The 22,460-nt window shown below is 73.6% G+C and carries 20 protein-coding genes; 9 read left to right on the top strand and 11 right to left on the bottom strand.

Annotated elements, in window-relative coordinates:
- Positions 1-411: 411 nt before the first annotated feature.
- Entirely contained in the window at positions 412-1,242 is an 831-nt protein-coding gene (locus ACJ6WD_RS33560) for a Bax inhibitor-1/YccA family protein (protein WP_038519845.1), read from the top strand.
- Between the two features lie 81 nt (positions 1,243-1,323).
- Here the strand turns inward: ACJ6WD_RS33560 and ACJ6WD_RS33555 are convergent, their stop codons facing one another.
- Positions 1,324-1,551 (bottom strand): DUF4287 domain-containing protein, encoded by a 228-nt coding sequence (locus tag ACJ6WD_RS33555; RefSeq protein ID WP_016574476.1) that lies wholly within the window; start codon positions 1,549-1,551, stop codon positions 1,324-1,326.
- Between the two features lie 106 nt (positions 1,552-1,657).
- Between ACJ6WD_RS33555 and ACJ6WD_RS33550 the strand changes: the two genes are divergently transcribed.
- Positions 1,658-2,050, top strand: coding sequence for a hypothetical protein (locus tag ACJ6WD_RS33550; RefSeq protein WP_233658101.1), 393 nt, complete (start codon positions 1,658-1,660; stop codon positions 2,048-2,050).
- On the opposite strand, the gene ACJ6WD_RS33545 is transcribed toward ACJ6WD_RS33550, so the two are convergent.
- The 3 genes from ACJ6WD_RS33545 to ACJ6WD_RS33535 all read right to left on the bottom strand — a co-directional run bounded on the left by ACJ6WD_RS33545 (position 2,014) and on the right by ACJ6WD_RS33535 (position 6,013).
- Positions 2,014-3,030 (bottom strand): hypothetical protein, encoded by a 1,017-nt coding sequence (locus ACJ6WD_RS33545; RefSeq protein ID WP_233658102.1) that lies wholly within the window; start codon positions 3,028-3,030, stop codon positions 2,014-2,016. The two genes, ACJ6WD_RS33550 and ACJ6WD_RS33545, sit on opposite strands and share 37 nt — an antisense overlap.
- A 455-nt stretch (positions 3,031-3,485) precedes the next feature.
- Positions 3,486-4,706 (bottom strand): acetyl-CoA C-acetyltransferase, encoded by a 1,221-nt coding sequence (locus ACJ6WD_RS33540; RefSeq protein ID WP_016574473.1) that lies wholly within the window; start codon positions 4,704-4,706, stop codon positions 3,486-3,488.
- A gap of 278 nt (positions 4,707-4,984) precedes the next feature.
- On the bottom strand, positions 4,985-6,013 hold the full coding sequence (locus tag ACJ6WD_RS33535; RefSeq protein ID WP_331248023.1) for an SGNH/GDSL hydrolase family protein: 1,029 nt from the start codon (positions 6,011-6,013) through the stop codon (positions 4,985-4,987).
- Positions 6,014-6,240: 227 nt separating this feature from the next.
- Here ACJ6WD_RS33535 and ACJ6WD_RS33530 point away from each other — a divergent pair, with 227 nt between their 5' ends.
- Complete coding sequence (locus ACJ6WD_RS33530; RefSeq protein ID WP_233658104.1) at positions 6,241-7,629, top strand: cystathionine beta-synthase; 1,389 nt, start codon at positions 6,241-6,243, stop codon at positions 7,627-7,629.
- A 290-nt stretch (positions 7,630-7,919) separates the two neighbouring features.
- Here the strand turns inward: ACJ6WD_RS33530 and ACJ6WD_RS33525 are convergent, their stop codons facing one another.
- Positions 7,920-8,324, bottom strand: a complete 405-nt coding sequence (locus ACJ6WD_RS33525; protein ID WP_233658105.1) for a hypothetical protein — start codon at positions 8,322-8,324, stop codon at positions 7,920-7,922.
- A gap of 66 nt (positions 8,325-8,390) precedes the next feature.
- Positions 8,391-9,779 (bottom strand): cytosine permease, encoded by a 1,389-nt coding sequence (locus tag ACJ6WD_RS33520; protein WP_233658129.1) that lies wholly within the window; start codon positions 9,777-9,779, stop codon positions 8,391-8,393.
- 193 nt (positions 9,780-9,972) lie between these two features.
- On the opposite strand from ACJ6WD_RS33520, the gene ACJ6WD_RS33515 reads away from it, so the two are divergent.
- Positions 9,973-11,025, top strand: a complete 1,053-nt coding sequence (locus ACJ6WD_RS33515; protein WP_407617134.1) for a sigma-70 family RNA polymerase sigma factor — start codon at positions 9,973-9,975, stop codon at positions 11,023-11,025.
- Positions 11,026-11,188: 163 nt separating this feature from the next.
- A complete protein-coding gene (locus ACJ6WD_RS33510; RefSeq protein WP_055582998.1) occupies positions 11,189-12,109 on the top strand; it encodes a MurR/RpiR family transcriptional regulator in 921 nt (306 codons plus the stop codon).
- Positions 12,110-12,131: 22 nt separating this feature from the next.
- On the opposite strand, the gene ACJ6WD_RS33505 is transcribed toward ACJ6WD_RS33510, so the two are convergent.
- The 5 genes from ACJ6WD_RS33505 to ACJ6WD_RS33485 all read right to left on the bottom strand — a co-directional run bounded on the left by ACJ6WD_RS33505 (position 12,132) and on the right by ACJ6WD_RS33485 (position 16,603).
- A complete protein-coding gene (locus tag ACJ6WD_RS33505; protein WP_038519840.1) occupies positions 12,132-13,466 on the bottom strand; it encodes a diaminopimelate decarboxylase in 1,335 nt (444 codons plus the stop codon).
- 278 nt (positions 13,467-13,744) lie between these two features.
- A complete protein-coding gene (locus ACJ6WD_RS33500) occupies positions 13,745-14,638 on the bottom strand; it encodes an ABC transporter permease (RefSeq protein ID WP_331248029.1) in 894 nt (297 codons plus the stop codon).
- 86 nt (positions 14,639-14,724) lie between these two features.
- On the bottom strand, positions 14,725-15,741 hold the full coding sequence (locus tag ACJ6WD_RS33495; RefSeq protein WP_407617133.1) for an ABC transporter ATP-binding protein: 1,017 nt from the start codon (positions 15,739-15,741) through the stop codon (positions 14,725-14,727).
- The gene (locus tag ACJ6WD_RS33490; protein WP_407617132.1) at positions 15,738-16,082 is read right to left on the bottom strand and encodes a transcriptional regulator; all 345 of its coding nucleotides are present in this window, start codon (positions 16,080-16,082) and stop codon (positions 15,738-15,740) included. The genes ACJ6WD_RS33495 and ACJ6WD_RS33490 overlap by 4 nt, the downstream gene beginning before the upstream one ends.
- Positions 16,079-16,603, bottom strand: coding sequence for a hypothetical protein (locus ACJ6WD_RS33485; protein ID WP_233658108.1), 525 nt, complete (start codon positions 16,601-16,603; stop codon positions 16,079-16,081). Before ACJ6WD_RS33485 ends, ACJ6WD_RS33490 begins: the two co-directional genes overlap by 4 nt.
- Before the next feature lie 236 nt (positions 16,604-16,839).
- Here ACJ6WD_RS33485 and hutU point away from each other — a divergent pair, with 236 nt between their 5' ends.
- The 4 genes from hutU to hutI all read left to right on the top strand — a co-directional run bounded on the left by hutU (position 16,840) and on the right by hutI (position 22,353).
- Complete coding sequence (gene hutU, locus ACJ6WD_RS33480; RefSeq protein WP_016574876.1) at positions 16,840-18,504, top strand: urocanate hydratase; 1,665 nt, start codon at positions 16,840-16,842, stop codon at positions 18,502-18,504.
- 17 nt (positions 18,505-18,521) lie between these two features.
- Entirely contained in the window at positions 18,522-19,739 is a 1,218-nt protein-coding gene (locus ACJ6WD_RS33475; RefSeq protein WP_233658132.1) for an allantoate amidohydrolase, read from the top strand.
- Positions 19,730-21,085 (top strand): formimidoylglutamate deiminase, encoded by a 1,356-nt coding sequence (locus ACJ6WD_RS33470; protein ID WP_407617131.1) that lies wholly within the window; start codon positions 19,730-19,732, stop codon positions 21,083-21,085. The genes ACJ6WD_RS33475 and ACJ6WD_RS33470 overlap by 10 nt, the downstream gene beginning before the upstream one ends.
- An 86-nt stretch (positions 21,086-21,171) precedes the next feature.
- Positions 21,172-22,353, top strand: coding sequence for an imidazolonepropionase (hutI, locus tag ACJ6WD_RS33465; RefSeq protein ID WP_020963685.1), 1,182 nt, complete (start codon positions 21,172-21,174; stop codon positions 22,351-22,353).
- Positions 22,354-22,460: the final 107 nt, after the last annotated feature.

Below are 22,460 nucleotides of genomic sequence, written 5' to 3'. Positions count from 1 at the left end.
CGACGCCTCTGGTCAATCGGTTGCCCAGGTGTGGCGCGATCAGACATTTATCGGATTCGGATCATGCCGGTGACCCCGGGCTCCCGGAGTTGACGGGGCGGGGAAATGCCCGTTCGACGGCGGCGAGAAAAGATCGATTACCCGGATTTTGTCCGGACTATCTGGCGGCCCGGATGCCCGGCGCGCGCGCCGGCGAGTGGCACATGACACAGCGGCAGGTGTGACGAAGACGGCGCCGGCCGGCACCGGATCGGCCGGTTCGGGCACCTCCGCGCCTCTCTGGACGTCCTCTCTGGAGAGGACGTGTACTGCGTGGGGTGGGGGAAGATCCTGCCCAAGAACGAGAGACGCGTCTTTGCCAAGCCATTACGCTTGCGTCAAGGCCGCGCAGGGCGGCCATGGAGGAGTGAGATGAGGAGCAGCAACCCGGTCTTCTCGCGACGGGGGTTCAGCCGAGGCACCGGCTACGCGGGCTTCAACGCACCGCCGCAGGCCGGGGGCCCCGCCGCCAACCCGTACGCCGGAGCCAACCCGTACGCCACCGAGGCGCCGCAGCACGCACCGCAGTACACCCCGCAGACCCGCCCCATGACGATGGACGACGTCGTCGTGCGCACGGGCCTGACGCTCGGCACGGTCATCGTCGGCGCCACCGCGGGCTGGCTGTTCCTGACCGGACAGCTCGCCTTCGCGATCGGCGCGGGGCTGGCCGCGACGGTGCTCGGCTTCATCCAGTCCTTCAAGCGCAAGCCCGTGCCGGCGCTGATCCTGGGCTACGCCGCGCTGGAGGGCGTCTTCCTCGGCGCGCTCAGCGGCTTCATCAACGACCTGCCGAAGATGAACGGCGCCCCCATGCAGGCGGTGCTGGGCACGATGGCGGTCTTCGTCGCCATGCTGGTCGCCTACAAGACCCGGATCGTCCGGGTCACCGCGCGGTTCACCCGCTTCGTGATGATCGCGGCGCTCGGCTTCGTGCTGCTGTCGCTGGTCAACCTGCTCTTCATGGTGTTCGGCGGGGGTGACGGGCTCGGCTTCCGCAGCGGCGGCCTGGGCATCGTCTTCGGCATCGTGGGTGTCGTCCTCGGCGCGCTCTTCCTCGCCATGGACTTCAAGCAGGTCGAGGACGGCGTCGCGTACGGCGCGCCGCGCGAGGAGTCCTGGCTGGCCGCGTTCGGCCTGACCACGACCCTGGTGTGGATCTACTGGGAGATGCTGCGCCTGATCTCGATCCTGCGCGACTGACGCCCCGTACGACGGACGAGGGGCCCGTGGGCAACTGCCCGCGGGCCCCTCGCGCGTTCACGAGACGCGGCCCGGGCCCGGTCAGAACTTGCGGGCTGCGCGCCGGAGATCGTGTTCGTGCACGATCGCCTTGGCGTGACCGTAGGAGAGGTCGTGCGCACCGCGCAGCCAACTGACCTTTTCGTCGAAGCGGACGAGTGCGGGGCCCTCGTCGACGGTGCGGAGCCAATCGGAGATTTCCCGGCCGGTGCAGTGCGGGATGCGGGAGAGCATGTTCCGGTGGGTTTCTTGGGAGAAGGACTGAGACATCGGCGCCTCCGGACGCGGTCGATGCTGGTTCTTCCGTTCTTCCGCTCACCGTGCCTGAGGCTTCCGGCATTGGCAACCACCCGGGAGTTGCGCTTAGGCTCGCGCCGTGCTTGACGTGATGCCTTTGCAGACCGCCGTGGACGCGCTCGCCGACCGGCTCAGGGCGCTGCCGCAGAGCGCCCTGCGCCGCGGTGCCGCGGCCGAAGGGCTGGTGCTGGCGCGCGAGTTGGCGACCCGCGCGCAGCTGATCGAACGCCCTGGGGCGCAGCCCAGGGAACTCCCGGACGCCGGGATGTTCGCGGTCGGCGACCAAGTCGCCGTGGCCGGACACGACCTCGTCGAGGCGCTGCGGGCGGCCGCCGCGGAAGCGGTGGCGGACGGCCCCGGCGGTGCGGAAGCTGACGCGAAAACGGCCCCCGCCACGTATCTGGCGGAGGCCGTGCAGCGCGTGCGGGACGCGGCTCAGAGCGAGGCGATGACCCGGTCCGCGAGGATGTAGACGTTCTCGTCGCGGCGCTCGCCCCACGAGAACGTCAGCGCGTACGCCCCGGAGATCCCCGACCCGCCGAGCAGCACCGGGCAGTGGCCGTCGCGCAGCGCGCCGGCCACGCTCTCGGCGGTCTCGCGGTCGCCGGGGGTCAGGCAGAGCGTCGTGCCGTCCGCGAAGACGTACACGTCCAGGGTGCCCAGCGGGCCGGGGCGGACGTCGGCGAGCGGGGTGCCCTCGTGGGCCAGCTCCGCCAGGCGCGCCACGGTGCGCTCGTGGTCGGCGACGGCCGGCACCGGGGAGAAGTCCGGGTGCGAGGGGTGGCGCCGGCGGGCGGCGGCGAGTTCGGCGGATTCGCTCTCCTCGGCCAGCTCGAACTCCGGCGCGTCCAGGGCCTCCAGCGCCTCGACGGACTCCAGGGTCTCCAGCGACTCCAGTGACTCCAGGGCCTCGACGGGCTCCAGCGCCGGCAGCGGCTCCAGGCCCTCCGGGCCCAGCAGCGACTCCAGTCCGGCCAGGTCCGCCTGGCGCGGCACGAACGGATGCCCGTCGAACCGGTCCAGCTCCAGCCGCTCGGACTGCTCCCGCCGGCCCTCGCGGCCGTCGAGCGGACCGTCGTCGCCGAAGCCGGGCAGCGGCCCGGACAGCGACGGGGCGTCCGCGTTCAGGGACTCCCTGGCCTCCTGCGCGGCCCAGAAGGCGCGCGCCTCGGCCAGTTCCCGCTCCCGCTCCTCGGCCAGCGCGTCCGCGACCGCGGCGCGTATGTCCGCGAGCGGGGTCTCGCCGGTGGGCACCCCACGGGCGGCCGGGACCGCCGCGGCGGCCACGCTCGCGGCCTGCGCGCGGGCGGTGGCGTCCGCGCGGGCGGCGACGAGCTCGGCGTGCAGCGCGGTGATCTGGCGGCGCAGCACACGGGCGGTGCACAGGGCGACGGCGCCCAGCACCACGGCCACTGCTGCGGCCAGCAGCAGGACGAGGGTGGTGACACTCATGCCGAAACCTCGCTTCGCTCGGCCTCGCACTCGCGAGGCGCGCACCTTTCGGTGGTTCGCTCACTTCCGGGCATACGCACCACACACTGTCGCGGACCGGTCACCGGCGTACTCCCGTTAGCAGATTGTTCTCCGACTTCCTACAACAGCGTGACCGAGGTCGGCGAGAGATCGCAGGGTGGTATGTCCTTGAATGGGGGGTCCATGAGGGCTTCTGCGGTGGGGTGCCCCCCGGCTGAGCTGCAAGAACGCTGCTTCCCCGGGATGTTGGTCACAATCCTGGGGGCGATTGGGTCGCGATCTTGTCACCGAGTGGCCTGGGTCACTCGCCGTCGCGGACGGTGCCCGGACGAGCGCGAAGGGTGCGCGGGGAACGGGAGTTGGTCCGTTTCCCCGCGCACCCTTCGGCGCGCGCAGGCGACGGGCCGGACGGTGCCGGCCCGGCCCCGCTCGGCTCAGCTCAGCCGCTCGATGACCATCGCCATGCCCTGGCCGCCGCCGACGCACATGGTCTCCAGGCCGAACTGCTTGTCGTGCCACTGGAGGGAGTTGATCAGGGTGGTGGTGATGCGGGCGCCGGTCATGCCGAAGGGGTGGCCGACGGCGATCGCGCCACCGTTGACGTTGAGGCGGTCCAGGTCGATGCCCAGGTCGCGGTAGGACGGGATCACCTGCGCCGCGAACGCCTCGTTGATCTCCACCAGGTCGATGTCGGAGATCGAGAGGCCGGCGCGGCCGAGGGCCTGCTTGCTGGCCTCCACCGGGCCGTACCCCATGATCTCGGGGGAGAGGCCGGAGACGCCGGTGGAGACGATCCGCGCCAGCGGGGTCAGGCCCAGCTCGCGGGCCTTGGTGTCCGACATGATCACGAGGGCGGCGGCGCCGTCGTTCAGCGGACAGCAGTTGCCCGCCGTCACCAGGCCGTCGGGGCGGAAGACCGGCTTCAGGCCCTGCACGCCCTCCAACGTGACGCCGGCCCGCGGGCCGTCGTCCTTGGCGACGACCGTGCCGTCGGGCAGCGTCACCGGGGTGATCTCGCGCTCCCAGAAGCCGTTCTTGATCGCCTGCTCGGCGAGGTTCTGGGACCGCACCCCGAACTCGTCCATGTCCTGGCGGGTGACGCCCTTGAGGCGGGCGAGGTTCTCCGCGGTCTGCCCCATCGCGATGTACGCGTCCGGGACCAGCCCGTCCTCGCGCGGGTCGTGCCAGTCCGCGCCCTCCTGCTCGGCACGGGCGGCGGTGCGCGCCTCGGCGTCCGCGAACAGCGGGTTGTGGGTGTCCGGCAGGCCGTCGGAGGTGCCCTTGACGCTGCGCGAGACCATCTCGACGCCAGCGGAGACGAACACGTCGCCCTCGCCGGCCTTGATGGCGTGCAGCGCCATGCGGGTCGTCTGGAGCGAGGAGGAGCAGTACCGGGTGACGGTGCAGCCCGGCAGGTGGTCCATCCCCATCTGGACGGCCACGATGCGGCCGAGGTTGTGCCCCTGCTCGCCGCCGGGCAGGCCGCAGCCCAGCATCAGGTCGTCGATGTCGGTCGGGTCCAGCCCGGGCACCTTGGCGAGGGCGGCCTGCACGATCGTCGCGGTGAGGTCGTCCGGGCGCAGGTCCTTGAGCGAGCCCTTGAAGGCCCGGCCGATCGGAGAGCGGGCGGCTGAGACGATCACGGCTTCGGGCATCACGGCTCCAAGGGGTGAGTGGGTGCGGCGTCCGGCGCCCCGGCGCGGTGGCGACCGGTGGTGGGCGGCGAACAGGGCGGACCGTCTGGGAAGTTACCTGCACGTAGTGCGAGAGGTCACGGGGTGGGTGCTGTGATGCGGACCTCTTTTCTAAGCGAGCGCTTATGGGGAACGGCGGGGGCGGAGCGGCTATTCCCGTCCCGGCTCGCCGCGCACGCACGCGGCGCGGCCGGCCGGCCCGCACCGACGGGCGCCGCCCGCCCCGGGGCGCCGCGTGGCTAGCCCGTGACCGACGGCCGGTCCGCCGGGCTCTCCTCCGCAGCCGGCAGCTGACGGCGCCGACGGTGCTTGAGCAGGGCCCAGGGGGCGCGCGAGGCGGTGACCTCCGTGCCGCCCTCGGAAGCGGCCCGGGCCGCGGCCTGCTCGACGGGCAGGAGGCCCTCGCGCCGGGCCGGTTCGGGCCGCTCCTCCTCCGGCCACAGCCCGAGCGCCGCGCACACCGTGGGGAAGAGGGCCATCGCCGCGGTGGCGTACCCCTCGGCCGAGGGGTGGTAGTTGTCCGGGCCGAACAGCTCCCGCGGACGGGCCTCGAACTCCGGGCCGAGCAGCGCGCCGAGCGAGACCGTCCGGCCGCCGTTCTCGACGGCGCCGATGGTCTGGGCGGCGGCCAACTGCCGGGAGAGCCGGCGGGCCACCCACCGCAGCGGCTGGTAGACCGGCTCGATGGTGCCCAGGTCGGGGCAGGTGCCGACGATCACCTGGCAGCCCGCGGTGCGCAGCGCCCGCACCGCCTCGGACAGGTGCCGCACCGACTCCGCGGGCGGCAGTCGGCGGGTGACGTCGTTGGCGCCGATCATGATGACGCAGAGGTCGGGGGTCTCCGTGCCGTCCGCGAGCAGCAGCTCCACCTGGCGGGGCAGGTCGTCGGAGCGGGCGCCGGGCAGCGCCACGTTGCGCAGGTCGACCGGGAGTTCGGCGAGCGCGGCCAGGCCGGAGGCGAGCAGCGCCCCGGGCGTCTGGGAGGCGCGGTGGACGCCCTGGCCCGCCGCGGTGGAGTCGCCGAGGAAGCCCAGCCGCAGCGGCGGCCGGTCGGTGCGGTGGTCGAAGGCGGCGCCGTAGCGGCCGTCGGCGCACGGCGGGACGTCGCTGGAGCCGCCCACCGTGCGGCGGGCCAGCCGGACCTCGGTCAGCAGCAGCCCGACGCCGGCCACGCCCAGCAGCCCGATCCCGCCGCCGCCGAACGCGGCCGCGGTCGCGATCCGCCGTGCCACCCTCGCCCTGGACCCCGTCACCACTGTTGTCACCATCGACCGGCACCTCCCCGTGCAGCGCGGGCGCGCCGCGGCCAGCCGGCCGGGACGCGCTCGTGGAACCGAGAACTCCTTCACCGGGTAAATGCCCGTTCCGGGCGGTGCCGCAACGCACCGGAGCTCCGATGGAGCCCAGTGATCGAACCCGTGGGCCCGTCGTCCACCTGGGCAATAGGCTGGCTGCACGGGCGCAGGAGAGCGTGCCCCCGACCGCGGAGACCACCGTGCAGTTTTACGATTCGATGATTGAGCTCGTCGGCAACACCCCGCTCGTGCGACTCAACAACGTCACTCAAGGGATCCAGGCAACCGTCCTGGTGAAGGTCGAGTACTTCAACCCCGGCGGGTCGGTCAAGGACCGCATCGCGGTGCGGATGATCGAGGCCGCCGAGGAGTCGGGCGAGTTGCAGCCGGGCGGCACGATCGTCGAGCCGACCTCCGGCAACACCGGGGTGGGCCTGGCGATCGTGGCCCAGCAGAAGGGCTACAAGTGCATCTTCGTCTGCCCCGACAAGGTGTCGACGGACAAGATCAACGTGTTGCGGGCCTACGGCGCCGAGGTGGTGGTCTGCCCCACGGCGGTGGACCCCGAGCACCCCGACTCGTACTACAACGTCTCCGACCGCCTGGTGCGCGAGACGCCGGGCGCCTGGAAGCCCGACCAGTACAGCAACCCCAACAACCCGCGCTCGCACTACGAGACCACCGGTCCCGAGCTGTGGGAGCAGACCGACGGGCGGATCACCCACTTCGTGGCCGGCGTCGGCACCGGCGGCACGATCAGCGGCACCGGTCGGTACCTCAAGGACGCCAGTGAGGGCCGCGTCCAGGTCATCGGCGCGGACCCGGAGGGCTCCGTCTACAGCGGCGGTTCCGGCCGGCCGTACCTGATCGAGGGCGTCGGCGAGGACTTCTGGCCGACCGCCTACGACCGCACGGTCGCCGACGAGATCGTGGCGGTCTCGGACAAGGACGCCTTCCAGATGACCCGGCGGCTGGCCAAGGAGGAGGGCCTGCTGGTCGGCGGCTCCTGCGGGATGGCCGTGGTGGCCGGTCTCCAGGTCGCCGAGCGGCTCGGCCCGGACGACGTGGTGGTCGTCCTGCTCCCGGACAGCGGCCGCGGCTACCTCTCCAAGATCTTCAACGACGAGTGGATGGCCGACTACGGCTTCCTGGAGGAGAGCGGCACCGCGGCCCGGGTCGGCGAGGTGCTCCAGCACAAGGAGGGCGAGCTGCCGTCCCTGGTGCACATGCACCCGGAGGAGACCGTCGGCGAGGCCATCGAGGTGCTCCGCGAGTACGGCGTCTCGCAGATGCCGATCGTCAAGCCGGGCGCCGGGCACCCCGACGTGATGGCCGCCGAGGTCGTCGGCTCGGTCGTCGAACGGGAGCTGCTGGACGCGCTGTTCACGCAGCGCGCCTCGCTGTCCGACCCGCTGGAGAAGCACATGTGCCCGCCGCTGCCGCAGGTCGGCTCGGGCGAGCCGGTCGCCGACCTGATGGCGGTGCTGGAGAACGCCGACGCGGCGATCGTCCTCGTCGAGGGCAAGCCCAAGGGCGTGGTGAGCCGGCAGGACCTGCTGGCGTTCCTGGCCCGCAGCGTCGCCAAGTAGCAGCTCGACGCCGCGCCGTGCCCGGCGCGGCGTCAAGTGTCCGTCAGGAAAAGGCCCGTCGCCGCAAGGTGTACGTATGCGTCACGTGCACGCAGCACGCGCTTAACACTTCTCCGGCACATTGTTGTGCAGGCGATACGGACCTCCGGAGCGGCTCCCGGACCTCCACGATCGCCAGGATGCGACGACCGGCCCTGACCCGGTTCGCGTCTCGGGCGGGGACCGCCGTCGTCCCGCCCCCGGCTCCGGCCGGGGTGCGGCGGTCCCCGCGCCAACCCCCGCTCCCGGCCTCAGTCGCGGTCGGCTTCCGTCCGCCGTGCGGCCGGTGAGCGCTGCGCCAGGCCGTACACGGCGTTGACGCCGACGATGCCGGCCCAGCACACCGTCAGGCCGACCAGGCCGGCGTTGGCCACCGCGATCGCGGACAGCGGGATGGCCAGCACCAGGGAGAGGACGGCGACCGCGAAGCGCTGCCAGAACTCGGCGCCGACCGCCGGCGCTCGCGGCGGCTGCGCCCCGCGGGCCACCTGCATCTGCTGCTCGGCCAGGTGCCGGCGCACCCGCCGGTCGACGTCCTCGTCGAGCTTCGTCAGGAAGGACTCCACCAGTTCGGACTCGTACTCCGGACCCAGCTCCTTGCGGGTCTGGAGGGTCGCGTCGAGGTCCTTCTTCAGCTCGGGGTCGTGTCTCGCCATGTCCCCGAGGCTACGGCCGGGCGGTGGGGCGGCGCGGTAGGGCTAGCCCCCCGATCCGAGCGGCGCCTACTGCCCCTCCCCGGGCCGCGGGTCCACCAGCCGCGCGGTGTCGTGGCGGGCGGCGAACCAGTAGAGGACGGCCGGCACCGCCAGGCCGACCAGCCAGGAGACGTCCGCGCCGCCGAGCGGGGCGACCAGCGGGCCGGTGTAGAACGCGGTGGCGAGGAAGGGGAGTTGGGCGAGCACGCCGACGACGTAGACGGTCAGGGCGCGGACGTTCCAGGCGCCGTACCGGCCGGCCGGGTCGCTGAGCGCCGGGACGTCGTAGCGCTCCTTGGAGATCAGGTAGTAGTCGACGAGGTTGATCGCCGACCAGGGCGTGAAGAACGTCAGCAGGAAGAGCAGGAAGTCCTTGAAGGAGGTGAGGAAGGAGTCCTTGCCCACCAGGGCCACGGCGGTGCCGGCCACCATGATCCCGGCGAGGTACGCGGAACGGCCGCGCGCCGAGAGGGTCCGTTGCCCGCGGAAGCCGCTGACGCTGGTGACCAGCGACATGAAGCCGCCGTAGGTGTTGAGGATGTTGATGGTGAGCTTGCCGAGAGCGATGACGAAGTAGAGGAACGAGGCGATCAGGCCCGTACCGCCCAGCCCGACGAGATAGCCGACCTCGTGGCCCACGAACGCGCCCGGGGCCGCCGCGGCCGCCAGCGCCCCGAACGTCATCGACCACTGCGCGCCCAGCACGGAACCGCCCAGCGTCCACCAGAAGGTCGCCCGGGGCGAGGTGTCCCGCGGCAGGTAGCGGGAGTAGTCCGCCACGTACGGGCCGAACGCCAGCTGCCAGGAGGCCGAGAGCGAGACCGCGAGCAGGAAGACCGGCAGCGCGAAGCCGCGGTCGTGCAACAGGGCGCCGAGGTCGGCGCGCTCCAGCAGGCGGACGCCCAGGTAGACGAAGGCCAGCGCGCAGACCAGGCCGGCGACCTTGCCGAGGAGGTGGATCAGGCGGTAGCCGACGGCCGCGGCGAGCGCGGTGACGGCGGCGAAGAGCACGATCCCGGTCGTCTGGCCGAGGTGCGTCAGCTCGCCCACCGCCTGCCCGGCGAGCACGCTGCCACTGGCGAAGAAGCCGACGTACATCACGATGACCAGCGCCAGCGGCACCACCGCCCCGCGCACCCCGAACTGCGCCCGGGAGGTGATCATCTGCGGCAGGCCGAGCCGCGGCCCCTGCGCGGAGTGCAGCGCCATCACCGCGCCGCCCGCGAGGTTGCCCAGCAGCAGGCCGATCAGCGCCCAGAACGCGTTGGCGCCGAAGACCACCGCCAGGGCGCCCGTGACGACGGCGGTGACCTGGAGGTTGGCGCTGAGCCAGAGGGTGAACTGGCTGACCGCGCTGCCGTGCCGTTCGTCGTCCGGGACGACGTCGATCGAGCGCCGTTCGATCACGCCTGCCATGGGTGCCGCCTCTTCGCCGCGCTGCATGTATGGATCCATGCAGGATCAGGGTCGATGAATGGAAGGTCAATAGGTCGGCGGCGATTCGCCCGCTCGCGGGGTCCCGGCGCACCGAGCAGACTGGTGCCCGCCGCTCCGGTACGGTCTGGGCACGAAAGGCCGGACGTCGGCGGACGGGGAAACGGCGGATCTCATGGAGCAGCCCACCAGCAACGCGGAGCACGCCACGACCGGCGGGGGCCCGGCGCCCGACCCGGACGGGACCGCGCCGGACACCGACCGACGCCCGCCGGAACCGGGCGACCTGGCCGACCGGCTGGAGGCGCACCGCACCGAACTGACCGGCTACTGCTACCGGATGCTCGGCTCCGCCTTCGAAGCCGAGGACGCCGTCCAGGAGACCATGGTCCGGGCCTGGCGCGGCCACCACCGCTTCGAGGGGCGGGCCTCGCTGCGCTCCTGGCTCTACCGCATCGCCACCAACGTCTGCCTGGACCTGCTCAAGGGCAGCAGCCGCCGCGCCCGCCCGATGGACCTCGCCTCACCGGCGAGCCTCGACACCCCGGTCGGGACCGGCCTGCCGGAGACCACCTGGATCGGGCCGGTCCCCGACGAGCGGGTGCTGGCCCGGGCCGGCGACCCGGCGGACACCGCCCTCGCCCGCGAATCGGTCCGGCTGGCCTTCGTCTCCGCGCTCCAGCGACTGGCCCCCCGGCAACGGGTGGTGCTCATCCTGCGCGAGGTCCTCAGCTGGTCGGCGAGCGAGGTCGCGGAGCTCCTGGACAGTTCGGTCGCCTCCGTCAACAGCGCTCTCCAGCGCGCCCGGGCGACCCTGGCCGCCACCGGTGACGACCCGGCCGGGCCCCCGGCCAGGCCGCTGGGCGCCGCCCAGCAAGACCTCCTCAAGCGCTACGTCGACGCCTTCGAACGCTTCGACATGGCGGCCCTGACCGCCGTGCTGCACGAGGACTGCACCCTGTCGATGCCCCCGTACGCGCTGTGGCTGCGCGGCCGCGCGGACGTCATCGGGTGGATGCTGGGGCCGGGCTGCGGCTGCCGGGGCTCCCACCTGGTGCCGCTCTCCGCGAACGGGACGCCGGCCTTCGCGCAGTACCGCGCGGACGGCACCGCCTGGGCCCTCCAGGTCGTCGAGCTCGCCGACGGCCGGATCACCGCGCTCAACGCCTTCCTCGACACCGAGCGGCTCTTCCCGCTGTTCGGACTGCCGTTGCGGTACCCGGGGTAGCCCCCGCGGCCGGGCGCGGACGGGCGGCCGGGCGCCGTCAGGATGGCCGGAGTCCGCCGCCACGCGCCGCTCCGCGCCGGACCCGGGACCGGCGCGGCCGAGGAATTCCGTACAGTCGGTGCACCGACGTCAAGGCCCCGGACCGGGCCGGGAAGAAGAGGCGATGAGCGGGGACGGGGAGAACGGCGTCAGCACCAACGGGACGCAGCCGCGGGGGACACGCGCGGCGGGGAACACGGCAGCGGGCGGTGCCACCGGCACCGGCGCCCGCCTCCAGCGGCTCTTCGAAGGGCACCGGCTGACGCCCACCCAGCGGCGGATCGCCCACTGCATGGTGCGGCGGGCCGCCGACGCGCCGTTCCTCTCCAGCGTCGAACTGGCCGAGCTGGCCGGCGTCAGCCAGCCGTCCGTCACCCGCTTCGCCGTCGCGCTCGGCTTCGACGGCTACCCGGCGCTCCGCCGCCACCTGCGGGACGTCGCCCCGGCCGAGCAGCCCGGCGTCTCCGGGGTGGACAACGAGTACCAGCAGGCCGTCCAGGCGGAGATCGACAACCTCCGCCACCTCGCCGACGCGCTCGCCGACCCCGGCCCGGTGACCGAGGCCGGCCGCCTCCTCGCGGCCTCCCGGCCGCTCCCGGTCCTCGGACTGCGCGCCGCCACCGCCCAGGCCGCCGGGTTCGTCTACTTCGCGCGCAAGGTGCACCCCGACGTCCGGCTGCTGGACGAGGGCGGCACCCTGCTCACCGACCGCATCGACGCCGCGGTGCACGCCGGCGCCACCGCCCTGCTCTGCTTCGCCCTGCCCCGGCACCCCCGCGAGGTCATCGAGGCGCTGGCCTACGCCCGCACCGCCGGACTCGCCGTCGTCACCGTCGCCGACAGCGCCTTCGCCCCCGTCGCCCACCACACCGACCTGCTCCTGCCGGCGCCGGTCGGCACCGGCCTGGCCTTCGACACCGCCTGCGCCCCGATGCTCCTGGGGCGCGTCCTGCTGGAGGCGATGTGCGACGACCTCCCGGACGCGCAGGCCCGGCTGGAGGAGTTCGACGCCAAGGCGGCGGAGCGCCAGCTGTTCGTGGAGTGAACGGCCGCGGCACCGCCGCCGCTCAGCCCAGCGCCAGCTTCCGCAGGCCGTCCGCGTGCTCGGCGCCGCTCTCCGCGGTGAGTTCCTCCAGCGTCTGCGGGGTGCGGACGGTCGCGAAGGCGTGGGTGCCGTCGGGGGCCGGCGCGTAGCCGTAGACGCCGGGGCGGGGCAGCGAGTTGTAGGCGAAGTGGGTGGAGAAGTAGTACGCGCCGGTGTCCAGGAGGGCGACGTGGTCGCCGGCCTCCAGACGGGGCAGCGGCCGGTTCTCGGCGACCAGGTCACCGGCGAAGCAGCACGGTCCGGCGATGTCCTGCGGCACCGGTGCCCCGGTCTTCGGGCGCCCCGCGGCGTCGTACGCCGCCACCCGGATCGGCCAGGACGCGGGCGCGAAGACCGTGCGGGTGGCGACCTGCGCTCCGGCGTGGGTCAGCGCGATCGACCGGCCGCCGGCCCACTTGGCGTACTCCACCCGGGCCAGGACCATGCCGTGCTTGGCCAGCAGCGACCGCCCGAATTCGGTGACCAGGCCGTAGCGCCCGGAGAACAGGCCGGGGACGGCCGAGCGGAGCAGCGCGGCGTACTCCCGGTAGGTCGGGGTGACGGCGTCCGAGGAGAAGTTGACGGGCAGGCCGCCGCCGATGTCGAGGGTGGTGATCCGGGGGGAGCCGGCCTGTTCGTTGATCTCCTCGGCGAGGTCGTAGAGCGCCCGGACGCCCTCCGCCATCCGTTCCAGCGGCATGCCCTGGGAACCGACGTGGGCATGCAACCGGGTCAGCCACGGGCGGTCCAGGCAGGCCCGGACGACCCATTCGCGGGCGCCCGGGTCGCGCAGCGGGATGCCGAACTTGGAGGTGTCGGTGGCGGTGCTCATCGCGCCGATGGCGCCGCCGCCGATCTGCGGGTTGACCCGGAGCCCTATCGGCGCGGCAGAGGGGGCCGAGGCCATCATCCGGTCGATGCGGGAGAGTTCCTCGTGGTTGTCGACGTTGACCGCGATGCCGAGGGCCAGCGCCTCACGGAGTTCGGGGAGGGTCTTGGCGGGGGAGTCCAGGACGGTGTGCCGGGCGGGGACGCCGGCGGCCCGGGCCAGCGCCAGCTCGCCGGGGCTGGCCACCTCGCAGCCGATCCCCTCCTGGGCCAGCAGCCGCAGCACGGGCACCAGCGAGGCGGCCTTCACCGCGAAGGCGTGGAGCACCTGGGTGCCGGGGGCGGTGAACTCCGCGAAGGCGGAACGGAGTTCGGCCGCCGAGCGGCGGATGCCCGCGACGTCGAGCAGCCCGGCCACGGGCTGACCGGGGCCGATCAGACCCTGGGTGATGGCTGCCTGAACGGCACGGTCTCGGTCCGTGAAGGTCATGACGCAACTTCATCATCCGACGGGTGCCCCGCGCCACGGCCGGAGGGGGAGGTCGGAGCCCTTCCGGTGGCCATGTTGTGGTGATCTTGTGTGCCGTCCGTGGGCTGCCGGGCGTGACGTTACGCAGTGCGCCGCCGCCCGCCGTTCACGCGCCGCGCGCACCGGCCCTCGACGTCGGCCGCCGGGCCCGCAACGGCCCGCACCCCGCCCCACGCCCCGCCCCCGCGGCGGGGCCCGGAGGAGCGGAGGGGACGGGGCGCGGGGCGGCGTCCCCGGGCTCACGCCGTGGGGGCGCCGCCGAGCTGAGCCTTGGTCTGACGGGCGGTCAGTCGGGAGCCGGACTCGCGGCGGGCGGCCCGGCGCAGCAACGGAACCGCCAGCAGGAAGCCCAGGACGGCCCAGGCGGCCAGGACCATGGCGACGGTGGGCAGTTGCCAGGAGCCGGCGGGCTCGGCGGCGCGGGCGGCGTCCGGCAGCAGGGACGCGCGCAGGCCCTGCGCCATCCACCGCAGCGGGAAGACCGAGGCGATGTTCTGCACCACGGTCGGCAGCGTGGTGATCGGGAACATCGCGCCCGACGTGACCAGCAGCGCCATCGCGGGCAGCATGATCAACGCCAGCGCCTCCCGCGGATTGGGCAGCACCGCGCCGATCGCGGCGCCCAGCGGGACGACGGCGAGCAGGCCGAGGCCGGTGACCCAGAGCAGCGTCAGCCAACCGCCCGGGCCGTGTGGCAGCGGCCCGTCGACCAGCGCCGCGGCGGCGCCCAGCAGGACCACCAAGGTGGCCACGGCCACGCCCACGATCAGCAGTGACTTGGCGACGAGGTAGGCCGGTATGCCGCCGGGGGTGGCCCGCAGCCGCAGCAGGGTGCCCTCTTCGCGCTCGGTCACCAGCATCTGCGGGAGGTTGATCACGCCGATCTGGAACAGCAGGTACGCGGCGAACCCGGAGAGGGTCAACTGCGCCATCGGGACCCGGGTCCCCGGCACGTCGTCGCTGATGAAGGTGGCGAGCAGCAGGGCCACCACGACGTTGCTCAGATAGCCGCTCATCTCCTTGCGGTCGCGCAGGAGGTGGCGTAGCTCGATGCCGCCGCGCCGCAGGCCCGCCCGCAGGGGGCGCAGCCGCCCGGGCCGGGCCCCGCCGCGCCCGGCCGCCGCGTCGCCCATCGCCGCCGCGTCGCCGCTCGCCGCACCGTGGTCGCGGTCCGGCGCCGTCGGGCCGGTGTCCGTCGTCGCCGTCATGTCCGTCCCCCTCATGCCGCTGCCTCCCCCGTGTCGCCGCCGGCCGCCAAACCGGTGCGGTGTGCGTCGTCGTCGGTGCCGTCGGTGCCGTCGGTGTCCGTGCCCTGCCGGTGCACCATGTGCAGGTAGGTGTCCTCCAGCGTCGGGCGGCGCACCTCCAGGTCCGCGATCGGACCGGCCGTCTCCCGGTGCAGCTCCCACACCAGGCCGGACGGGTCCGAGGTGCGCTCGTGGCGCGGCCGGCCGTCGGGCGCCGTCCAGCGGACCTCGGCCTGGGCGGCGGCCCGCCGGGCCAGCTCCGCCGGCGTGCCGCAGGCCCGGATCCGGCCGTCGACCAGCATGGCTATGCGGTCGGCCAACCGCTCGGCCTCGGCCAGGTCGTGGGTGGTCAGCAGGATCGTGACGCCCTCGGTGCGGGCCAGGCGCTCGATCAGGTCGTGGAAGTCGCGCCGCGCCTCGGGGTCGAAGCCGGTGGTGGGCTCGTCCAGGAAGAGCAACTCGGGCCGGCCGATGATGCCGAGCGCGACGTCGACGCGGCGGCGCTGCCCGCCGGAGAGCCGGTCGACGCGCTGCCGCGCCTGGTGGGTGAGGCCGACCAGGTCGAGCAGCTCGGCGGGGTCGCGCGGATCCGGGTAGTACGTCGCGAAGTGCGTCAGCAGCTCGGCGACCTGCCAGCGGCGGTGGTCGCGCCAGGATTGCAGGACCAGCCCGATCCGGCCGCGCCAGGCGTCGTCGGCGCGGGCCGGGTCGGTCCCGAGGACGCGCACCTCGCCGGCGGACCGCTGCCGGAACCCCTCCAGGATCTCGACCGTGGTGGTCTTCCCGGCGCCGTTGGGCCCGAGCAGGGCGAAGATCTCGCCGCGCCGGATCTCCAGGTCGACGCCCCGGAGCACGTGGGCGCTGCCGTAACGCATCCGCAGGTCGCGGGCCTCGACGACCGGTGTGGCGCCGGCCGTCGCGGCGGGTGCGGTGACGGCTGCGGGTGTGGTGGTCATCGTGGTGGCCTCCGGGCGTGCGGTCGTGGTCATCGGCCCGCCTCCGCGTGCTCGTGGGGCGCCGGTCGGACCGGCGCGGGGCCCGCGCCCTCGACGATCGCGCGGAGCGCGGCGACGTGTCCCTCGAAGGCGGTGCGGCCCCGGGCCGTCAGGCGCACCTTGGTGCGGCGCTTGCGGCCGCCGCCCTCCTTCTGGATCTCCAGGTATCCCGCCTCCTCCAGCGTGTGCAGCTGTTTGGAGAGCGCGGAGTCGCTGAGCGAGAGGCTGTCGCGGATGAACGGGAAGCCGGCCCATTCCGTGGCGGCCAGCAGGGCCACCACGGACAGCCGGGTGGACGGGTGGATCAGTTCGTCGAAGCCCGAGGGGGTGCTCAACGGTCTGTCTCCTCCTCATGGACGGTTGTCGGGGAGCGGTCGCCGAGCGCGCGGCTGCGCAGCGGGCTGATCGCCCAGCGGTTGGCGGGGCCGACGAAGAGCAGGAAGGCGCCGGCGGAGACGGTGGCCTGGATGAGGTTGCCGTAGGGCAGGGCCAGCCGCTCGGTCAGGAAATCGGTGAGGACGATCGTGCCGCCGCTGACGACCCCGCCCGCGAGGAAGCTGGCGAAGCTGCGCCAGGTGTACCGCGAGCGGTGCAGCCGCACGCGGGTCCGGCGGCTGTAGACGACCCCCAGGGCGACCAGTGCGCCGACGTAGAGGGCGAGCATCAAGAAGGAGCCCCAGGGCGGGAGCTTGAGCCCGTAACCGGCGAGGAAGAGCCACATCAGCGCGGCGGTCACGTACGTCGACCGCTGGTCGCCGTGTGCGCAGCGCTCCACCTCGTCGTACACCCGCTCCTGCGGGACCCGGATGCGCTGGAGATCCTTCCAGGCCTGCTCGGCATCCACCGGTGTCGTCATGTCCTTCGCCTCCCCGTAGACGTGTCGGACGGGCCGTGTCGCACGGCCGGTGCCGAGGTCGCCGAGGGCGCCCCCGTCCAACTTTCCCACCAGGAAAGCTAACACTTGACTTTCCTGTCGGGCAAGTCGAACGGGTGGGTTGGGGAAAGCTGTCGTCGCGCCCTGTTGACTAGCGGTATTCAGTAGCTCCAGACTGTGAATAGGTCAATCCATTCAGAGTCAGGGAGGCACGGCCCATGTCGGGACCGCGACCCGTGCGGGCACCGCGCGGTACGGAGCTGAGCGCACGGGGATGGCAGCAGGAAGCCGCGCTGCGCATGCTGCAGAACAACCTCGATCCGGAGGTGGCCGAGCACCCGGACCAGCTCGTCGTCTACGGCGGCACCGGCAAGGCCGCCCGTGACTGGCGCTCCTTCGACGCCATGGTGCGCACCCTGACCACGCTCAAGCAGGACGAGACGATGCTCGTCCAGTCCGGCAGGCCGGTCGGCGTGATGCAGACGCACGAGTGGGCGCCGCGGGTGCTGATCGCCAACTCCAACCTCGTCGGCGACTGGGCCAACTGGGAGGAGTTCCGCCGCCTGGAGGCCCTCGGCCTCACCATGTACGGCCAGATGACGGCCGGTTCGTGGATCTACATCGGCACCCAGGGCATCCTCCAGGGCACCTACGAGACCTTCGCGGCGGTCGCGGCGAAGAAGTTCGGCGGGACGCTGGCCGGCACCATCACGCTCACCGCCGGACTCGGCGGCATGGGCGGCGCCCAGCCGCTCGCCGTCACCATGAACGACGGCGTCGCGCTCTGCATCGACTGCGACCCGCGCGCCATCGAGCGCCGCATCGAGCACCGCTACCTGGACGTCAAGGCGGACAACCTCCAGCACGCCCTCCAGCTCGCCGTCGAGGCCCGCGACCAGCGCAAGCCGCTCTCCATCGGCCTGCTCGGCAACGCCGCGGAGCTCCTCCCGCAGATGCTCGCCGAGGGCGCCCCGATCGACATCGTCACCGACCAGACCAGCGCCCACGACCCGCTCGCCTACCTGCCCGTCGGCATCGACTTCGCCGACATGGCGGCCTACGCGGCCGAGAAGCCCGCCGACTTCACCCAGCGTGCCCGCGAGTCGATGGCGAAGCACGTCGAGGCCATGGTCGGTTTCATGGACGCCGGCGCCGAGGTCTTCGACTACGGCAACTCCATCCGCGGCGAGGCCCAGCTCGCCGGGTACCAGCGGGCGTTCGCCTTCCCCGGCTTCGTCCCCGCCTACATCCGGCCGCTCTTCGCCGAGGGCAAGGGCCCGTTCCGCTGGGCGGCGCTCTCCGGCGACCCGGCCGACATCGCCGCCACCGACCGCGCCATCCTCGACCTCTTCCCCGAGAACGAGTCGCTGGCCCGCTGGATCAAGCTGGCGGGGGAGCGGGTCCACTTCCAGGGCCTGCCCGCCCGGATCTGCTGGCTCGGCTACGGCGAGCGCGACAAGGCCGGCGAGCGGTTCAACGAGATGGTCGCCGACGGCACCCTGAAGGCCCCGCTGGCCATCGGCCGCGACCACCTCGACTGCGGTTCCGTCGCCTCCCCGTACCGCGAGACCGAGGCCATGAAGGACGGCTCGGACGCGATCGCCGACTGGCCGCTGCTCAACGCCATGGTCAACGTCGCCTCCGGCGCCTCCTGGGTCTCCCTGCACCACGGCGGCGGCGTCGGCATGGGCCGCTCGATCCACGCCGGACAGGTCACGGTCGCCGACGGCACCCCGCTGGCCGGCGAGAAGATCCGCCGGGTGCTCACCAACGACCCGGGCATGGGCGTCATCCGCCACGTCGACGCCGGCTACGAGCGCGCCGACGAGGTGGCCGCCGAGCGGGGCGTCCGCATCCCGATGCGCGAGGGCGAGGGCGCGTGAGCTCCTCGTTCCACGAGATGTGGGAGGAGTTGCGGCCGCTCGGCCGTGACTCCTCCTCCGGGGGCTACCGCCGCTTCGCCTGGACCGGCGCGGACACCGACTGCCGCGCGTGGTTCCGGGCCCAGGCCGAGGCCCGCGGACTCGCCTACGAACTCGACCGCAACGGCAACCAGTGGGCCTGGCTCGGCGCCACCACCTACCGGGACGTGGCCCCCGGCGAGGCCGTCGTCACCGGCTCGCACCTGGACTCCGTCCCGGACGGCGGCGCCTTCGACGGCCCGCTGGGCGTGGTGTCCTCCTTCGCCGCCCTCGACGAACTGCGCGGGCGGGGAACGGAGTTCACCAAGCCGCTGGCGATCGTCAACTTCGGCGACGAGGAGGGCGCCCGCTTCGGGCTGGCCTGCGTCGGCTCCCGGCTGTCCGCCGGCGCCCTGACCACCGAGGCCGCGCACCGGCTGCGGGACGGCGACGGCGTCACCCTGCCGCAGGCCATGGAGCGCGCCGGCCACGACCCCGAGGCGATCGGCCCCGATCCGGAGCGGCTCGCCGCCATCGGGGCGTTCGTCGAACTCCACGTCGAGCAGGGCCGCGCCCTCGACCTGTCCGGGGACCCGGTCGGCATCGCCTCCGCCATCTGGCCGCACGGCCGCTGGCGGTTCGACTTCCGCGGCGAGGCCAACCACGCCGGCACCACGCGCCTGGAAGACCGCCGCGACCCGATGCTCTCCTACGCCGCGACCGTGCTCGCCGCCCGCGAGCAGGCCCGACTGGCCGGCGCCCTGGCCACCTTCGGGAAGATCAGCGTCGAACCGAACGGCGTCAACGCCATCCCCTCGCTGGTCCGCGGCTGGCTGGACGCCCGCGCCGCCGGCCAGGACACCCTGGACACCGTGATCACCGGCATCGAGCGGGCCGCCGCCGAACGGGCCGCCCGCGACGGCGTCGACCTCGATGTCGTCCGCGAGTCCTTCACCCCCGTCGTGGAGTTCCAGCACGCCCTGCGGGACGAACTGGGCGCCCTCCTCGGCAAGCAGGGCGAACGGCCGGTACCGGTCCTGGGCACCGGCGCCGGACACGACGCGGGTATTTTGTCCGCAACCGTCCCGACGGCCATGTTGTTCGTCCGCAACCCGACCGGCGTCTCGCACTCGCCCGCCGAGACGGCCGCCGAGGACGACTGCGTCGCCGGGGTCACCGCACTCGCCGACGTACTGGAGGGGCTGGCGTGCCGCTGACGCCCGAGGCAACACCGAAGACGTACTGGCTCGAACACGCCTGGCTCGGCTCGCACGTCGCCTCCGGCGTGAGTGTGGAGACGGCGGACGGGCGGATCACGGCCGTCCGCACCGACACCCCGACACCCCCGCCGGGCGCCGAGGCGCTCCGCGGCCTGACCCTCCCGGGCCTGGCCAACGCCCACAGCCACGCCTTCCACCGTGCCCTGCGCGGCTCCGTGCAGGTCGGCAGCGGCACCTTCTGGACCTGGCGCGACGTGATGTACGGCGTCGCCGACCGGCTCACCCCGGACAGCTACCACGCGCTCGCCCGCGCCGCCTACGCCGAGATGGCGCTCGCCGGCATCACCTGCGTCGGTGAGTTCCACTACCTGCACCACGCGCCCGGCGGCACCCGCTACGACGACCCCAACGCGATGGGCCGGGCGCTGCTCGCGGCCGCCGCCGACGCCGGCATCCGGATCACCCTGCTCGACACCGCCTACCTCTCCGCCGGCTTCGGCGACCCGCCCAACCAGCACCAACTGCGCTTCTCCGACGGCACCGCGGACGCCTGGGCGGAGCGCGCCGACGCGCTCAAGGGCGCCGAGCACGCCCGGATCGGCGCCGCGGTGCACTCCGTGCGGGCCGTCCCCGCCGGGGAGTTGGCCACCGTCGCCGAATGGGCCCGCCGGCGGCAGGCGCCCCTGCACGTCCACCTCTCCGAGCAGACCGCGGAGAACGACGCCTGCTGGGCGACCCACGGCCGCACCCCCACCCAACTGCTCGCCGACCACGGGGTGCTGGGCCCGCGCACCACCGCCGTGCACGCCACCCACCTCACCGACGAGGACATCGCGCTGCTCGGCGGCAGCACCACCGGCGTGTGCATGTGCCCGACCACCGAACGGGACCTCGCCGACGGCATCGGCCCGGCCGTGGCGCTCCAGGAACAGGGCAGCCCGCTCTCCCTCGGCAGCGACAGCCACGCCGTCATCGACCTGCTCGAAGAGGCCCGCGCCATGGAGCTGAACGAGCGGCTGCGCACCCGCACCCGGGGCCACTGGACCGCCGCCGCCCTGCTGCGCGCCGCCACCGGCGACGGGCACGCCGCCCTGGGCTGGGACGACGCGGGCACCCTCGCACCGGGGGCGCTCGCCGACCTCACCACGATCCGGCTGGACTCCGTACGCACCGCCGGACCGGTACCGCGACTGGGCGCCGAGACGGCCGTATTCGCCGCCACCGCGGCGGACGTGCGGCACACGGTCGTGGGCGGGCGGCACATCGTCCGCGACGGGACGCACACGCGCGTGCCCGACGTGCCCACCGCCCTCGCCGACGCCATCGCCGCCGTGCGCGGCTGACCCCCACCCCCGCCCGGCCACCGTCGGCAGCCACCCCCAGCCGGCCCGGGCCCCGCCACCCGCGGACGAAGGAGAACACCCCCGCGATGACGACGACCTCCGCGCCGACCACCGCCATCACCCACATCGCCCAGCTCGTCACCAACGACCCCTCCCTCGGCGAAGGCCCCCTCGGTCTGATCCAGGACGCCGCGGTCGTCATCGACGGCGACCGCATCGCCTGGGTCGGTCCCTCCAGCAAAGCACCGGCCACTGACAACGCCGTCGACGCGGCCGGCCGGGCGGGCCTGCCCGGCTTCGTCGACTCCCACTCCCACCTGGTCTTCGCCGGCGACCGCACGGCCGAGTTCAACGCCCGGATGTCCGGCCGCCCCTACTCCGCCGGCGGCATCCGCACCACCGTCGCCGCCACCCGCGCCGCCAGCGACGACGCACTGCACGCCAACGTCGCCCGCTACCTCGCCGAGGGCCTGCGCCAGGGCACCACCACCCAGGAGACCAAGTCCGGCTACGGCCTGACCGTCGAGGACGAGGCCCGCGCGCTGCGCATCGCCGCCGCCCACACCGACGAGGTCACCTTCCTCGGCGCGCACATCGTCTCGCCCGACTACGCCGACGACCCGGCCGGCTACGTCGACCTGGTCACCGGACCGATGCTGGACGCCTGCGCCCCGCACGCCCGTTGGGTCGACGTCTTCTGCGAGCGGGGCGCCTTCGACGGCGACCAGGCGCGCGCCATCCTCACCGCCGGCAAGGCCAAGGGCCTGGTGCCCCGGGTGCACGCCAACCAACTCGGCCACGGCCCCGGCGTGCAGCTCGCCGTCGAGGTCGGCGCCGCCTCCGCCGACCACTGCACCCACCTCACCTACGCCGACATCGACGCGCTGGCCCAGTCGGACACCGTCGCCACGCTCCTGCCGGGCGCCGAGTTCTCCACCCGCGCCCAGTGGCCCGACGCCCGTCCGCTGCTCGACGCCGGCGCCACCGTCGCGCTCTCCACCGACTGCAACCCCGGCTCGTCCTTCACCAGTTCGATGCCGTTCTGCATCGCGCTGGCCGTGCGCGACATGGGGATGACGCCGGACGAGGCGGTCTGGTCGGCGACCGCGGGCGGCGCCCGGGCGCTGCGCCGCGACGACGTCGGCCGGATCAGCCCCGGCGCCCGCGCCGACCTGCTCCTGCTGGACGCCCCGTCCCACGTCCACCTCGCCTACCGGCCGGGCGTGCCGCTGGTCACCGACGTCTGGCACCGCGGCGTGCGCCTCTGACGCCTTCTGACGCCTTCTGGCGCCGCTGCGACGCCGTCGGGGGGCGGGGGACGCCCCGGACGCACTGGGGGCCCGTCCCGGACGATTCCGGGGCGGGCCCTCGTGTG

This window comes from Streptomyces sp. VTCC 41912 (assembly GCF_045799175.1).
Lineage (GTDB): Bacteria > Actinomycetota > Actinomycetes > Streptomycetales > Streptomycetaceae > Streptomyces > Streptomyces albulus_C.
This window is presented reverse-complemented; position numbering and strand designations above follow the sequence as displayed.

Excerpts from the sequence above, each read along its gene's own strand:
- hutI (WP_020963685.1), top strand. The coding sequence starts at position 21,172 with ATGACGACGACCTCCGCGCCGACCACCGCCATCACCCACATCGCCCAG.
- ACJ6WD_RS33505 (WP_038519840.1), bottom strand. The coding sequence starts at position 13,466 with ATGACCTTCACGGACCGAGACCGTGCCGTTCAGGCAGCCATCACCCAG.
- ACJ6WD_RS33520 (WP_233658129.1), bottom strand. The coding sequence starts at position 9,779 with ATGGCAGGCGTGATCGAACGGCGCTCGATCGACGTCGTCCCGGACGAC.
- ACJ6WD_RS33525 (WP_233658105.1), bottom strand. The coding sequence starts at position 8,324 with ATGGCGAGACACGACCCCGAGCTGAAGAAGGACCTCGACGCGACCCTC.
- ACJ6WD_RS33545 (WP_233658102.1), bottom strand. The coding sequence starts at position 3,030 with ATGAGTGTCACCACCCTCGTCCTGCTGCTGGCCGCAGCAGTGGCCGTG.
- ACJ6WD_RS33500 (WP_331248029.1), bottom strand. The coding sequence starts at position 14,638 with ATGGGCGACGCGGCGGCCGGGCGCGGCGGGGCCCGGCCCGGGCGGCTG.
- ACJ6WD_RS33495 (WP_407617133.1), bottom strand. The coding sequence starts at position 15,741 with ATGACCACGACCGCACGCCCGGAGGCCACCACGATGACCACCACACCC.
- ACJ6WD_RS33560 (WP_038519845.1), top strand. The coding sequence starts at position 412 with ATGAGGAGCAGCAACCCGGTCTTCTCGCGACGGGGGTTCAGCCGAGGC.
- ACJ6WD_RS33515 (WP_407617134.1), top strand. The coding sequence starts at position 9,973 with ATGGAGCAGCCCACCAGCAACGCGGAGCACGCCACGACCGGCGGGGGC.
- ACJ6WD_RS33510 (WP_055582998.1), top strand. The coding sequence starts at position 11,189 with ATGAGCGGGGACGGGGAGAACGGCGTCAGCACCAACGGGACGCAGCCG.
- ACJ6WD_RS33535 (WP_331248023.1), bottom strand. The coding sequence starts at position 6,013 with ATGGTGACAACAGTGGTGACGGGGTCCAGGGCGAGGGTGGCACGGCGG.
- ACJ6WD_RS33485 (WP_233658108.1), bottom strand. The coding sequence starts at position 16,603 with ATGACGACACCGGTGGATGCCGAGCAGGCCTGGAAGGATCTCCAGCGC.
- ACJ6WD_RS33555 (WP_016574476.1), bottom strand. The coding sequence starts at position 1,551 with ATGTCTCAGTCCTTCTCCCAAGAAACCCACCGGAACATGCTCTCCCGC.
- ACJ6WD_RS33475 (WP_233658132.1), top strand. The coding sequence starts at position 18,522 with ATGTGGGAGGAGTTGCGGCCGCTCGGCCGTGACTCCTCCTCCGGGGGC.
- ACJ6WD_RS33540 (WP_016574473.1), bottom strand. The coding sequence starts at position 4,706 with ATGCCCGAAGCCGTGATCGTCTCAGCCGCCCGCTCTCCGATCGGCCGG.
- hutU (WP_016574876.1), top strand. The coding sequence starts at position 16,840 with ATGTCGGGACCGCGACCCGTGCGGGCACCGCGCGGTACGGAGCTGAGC.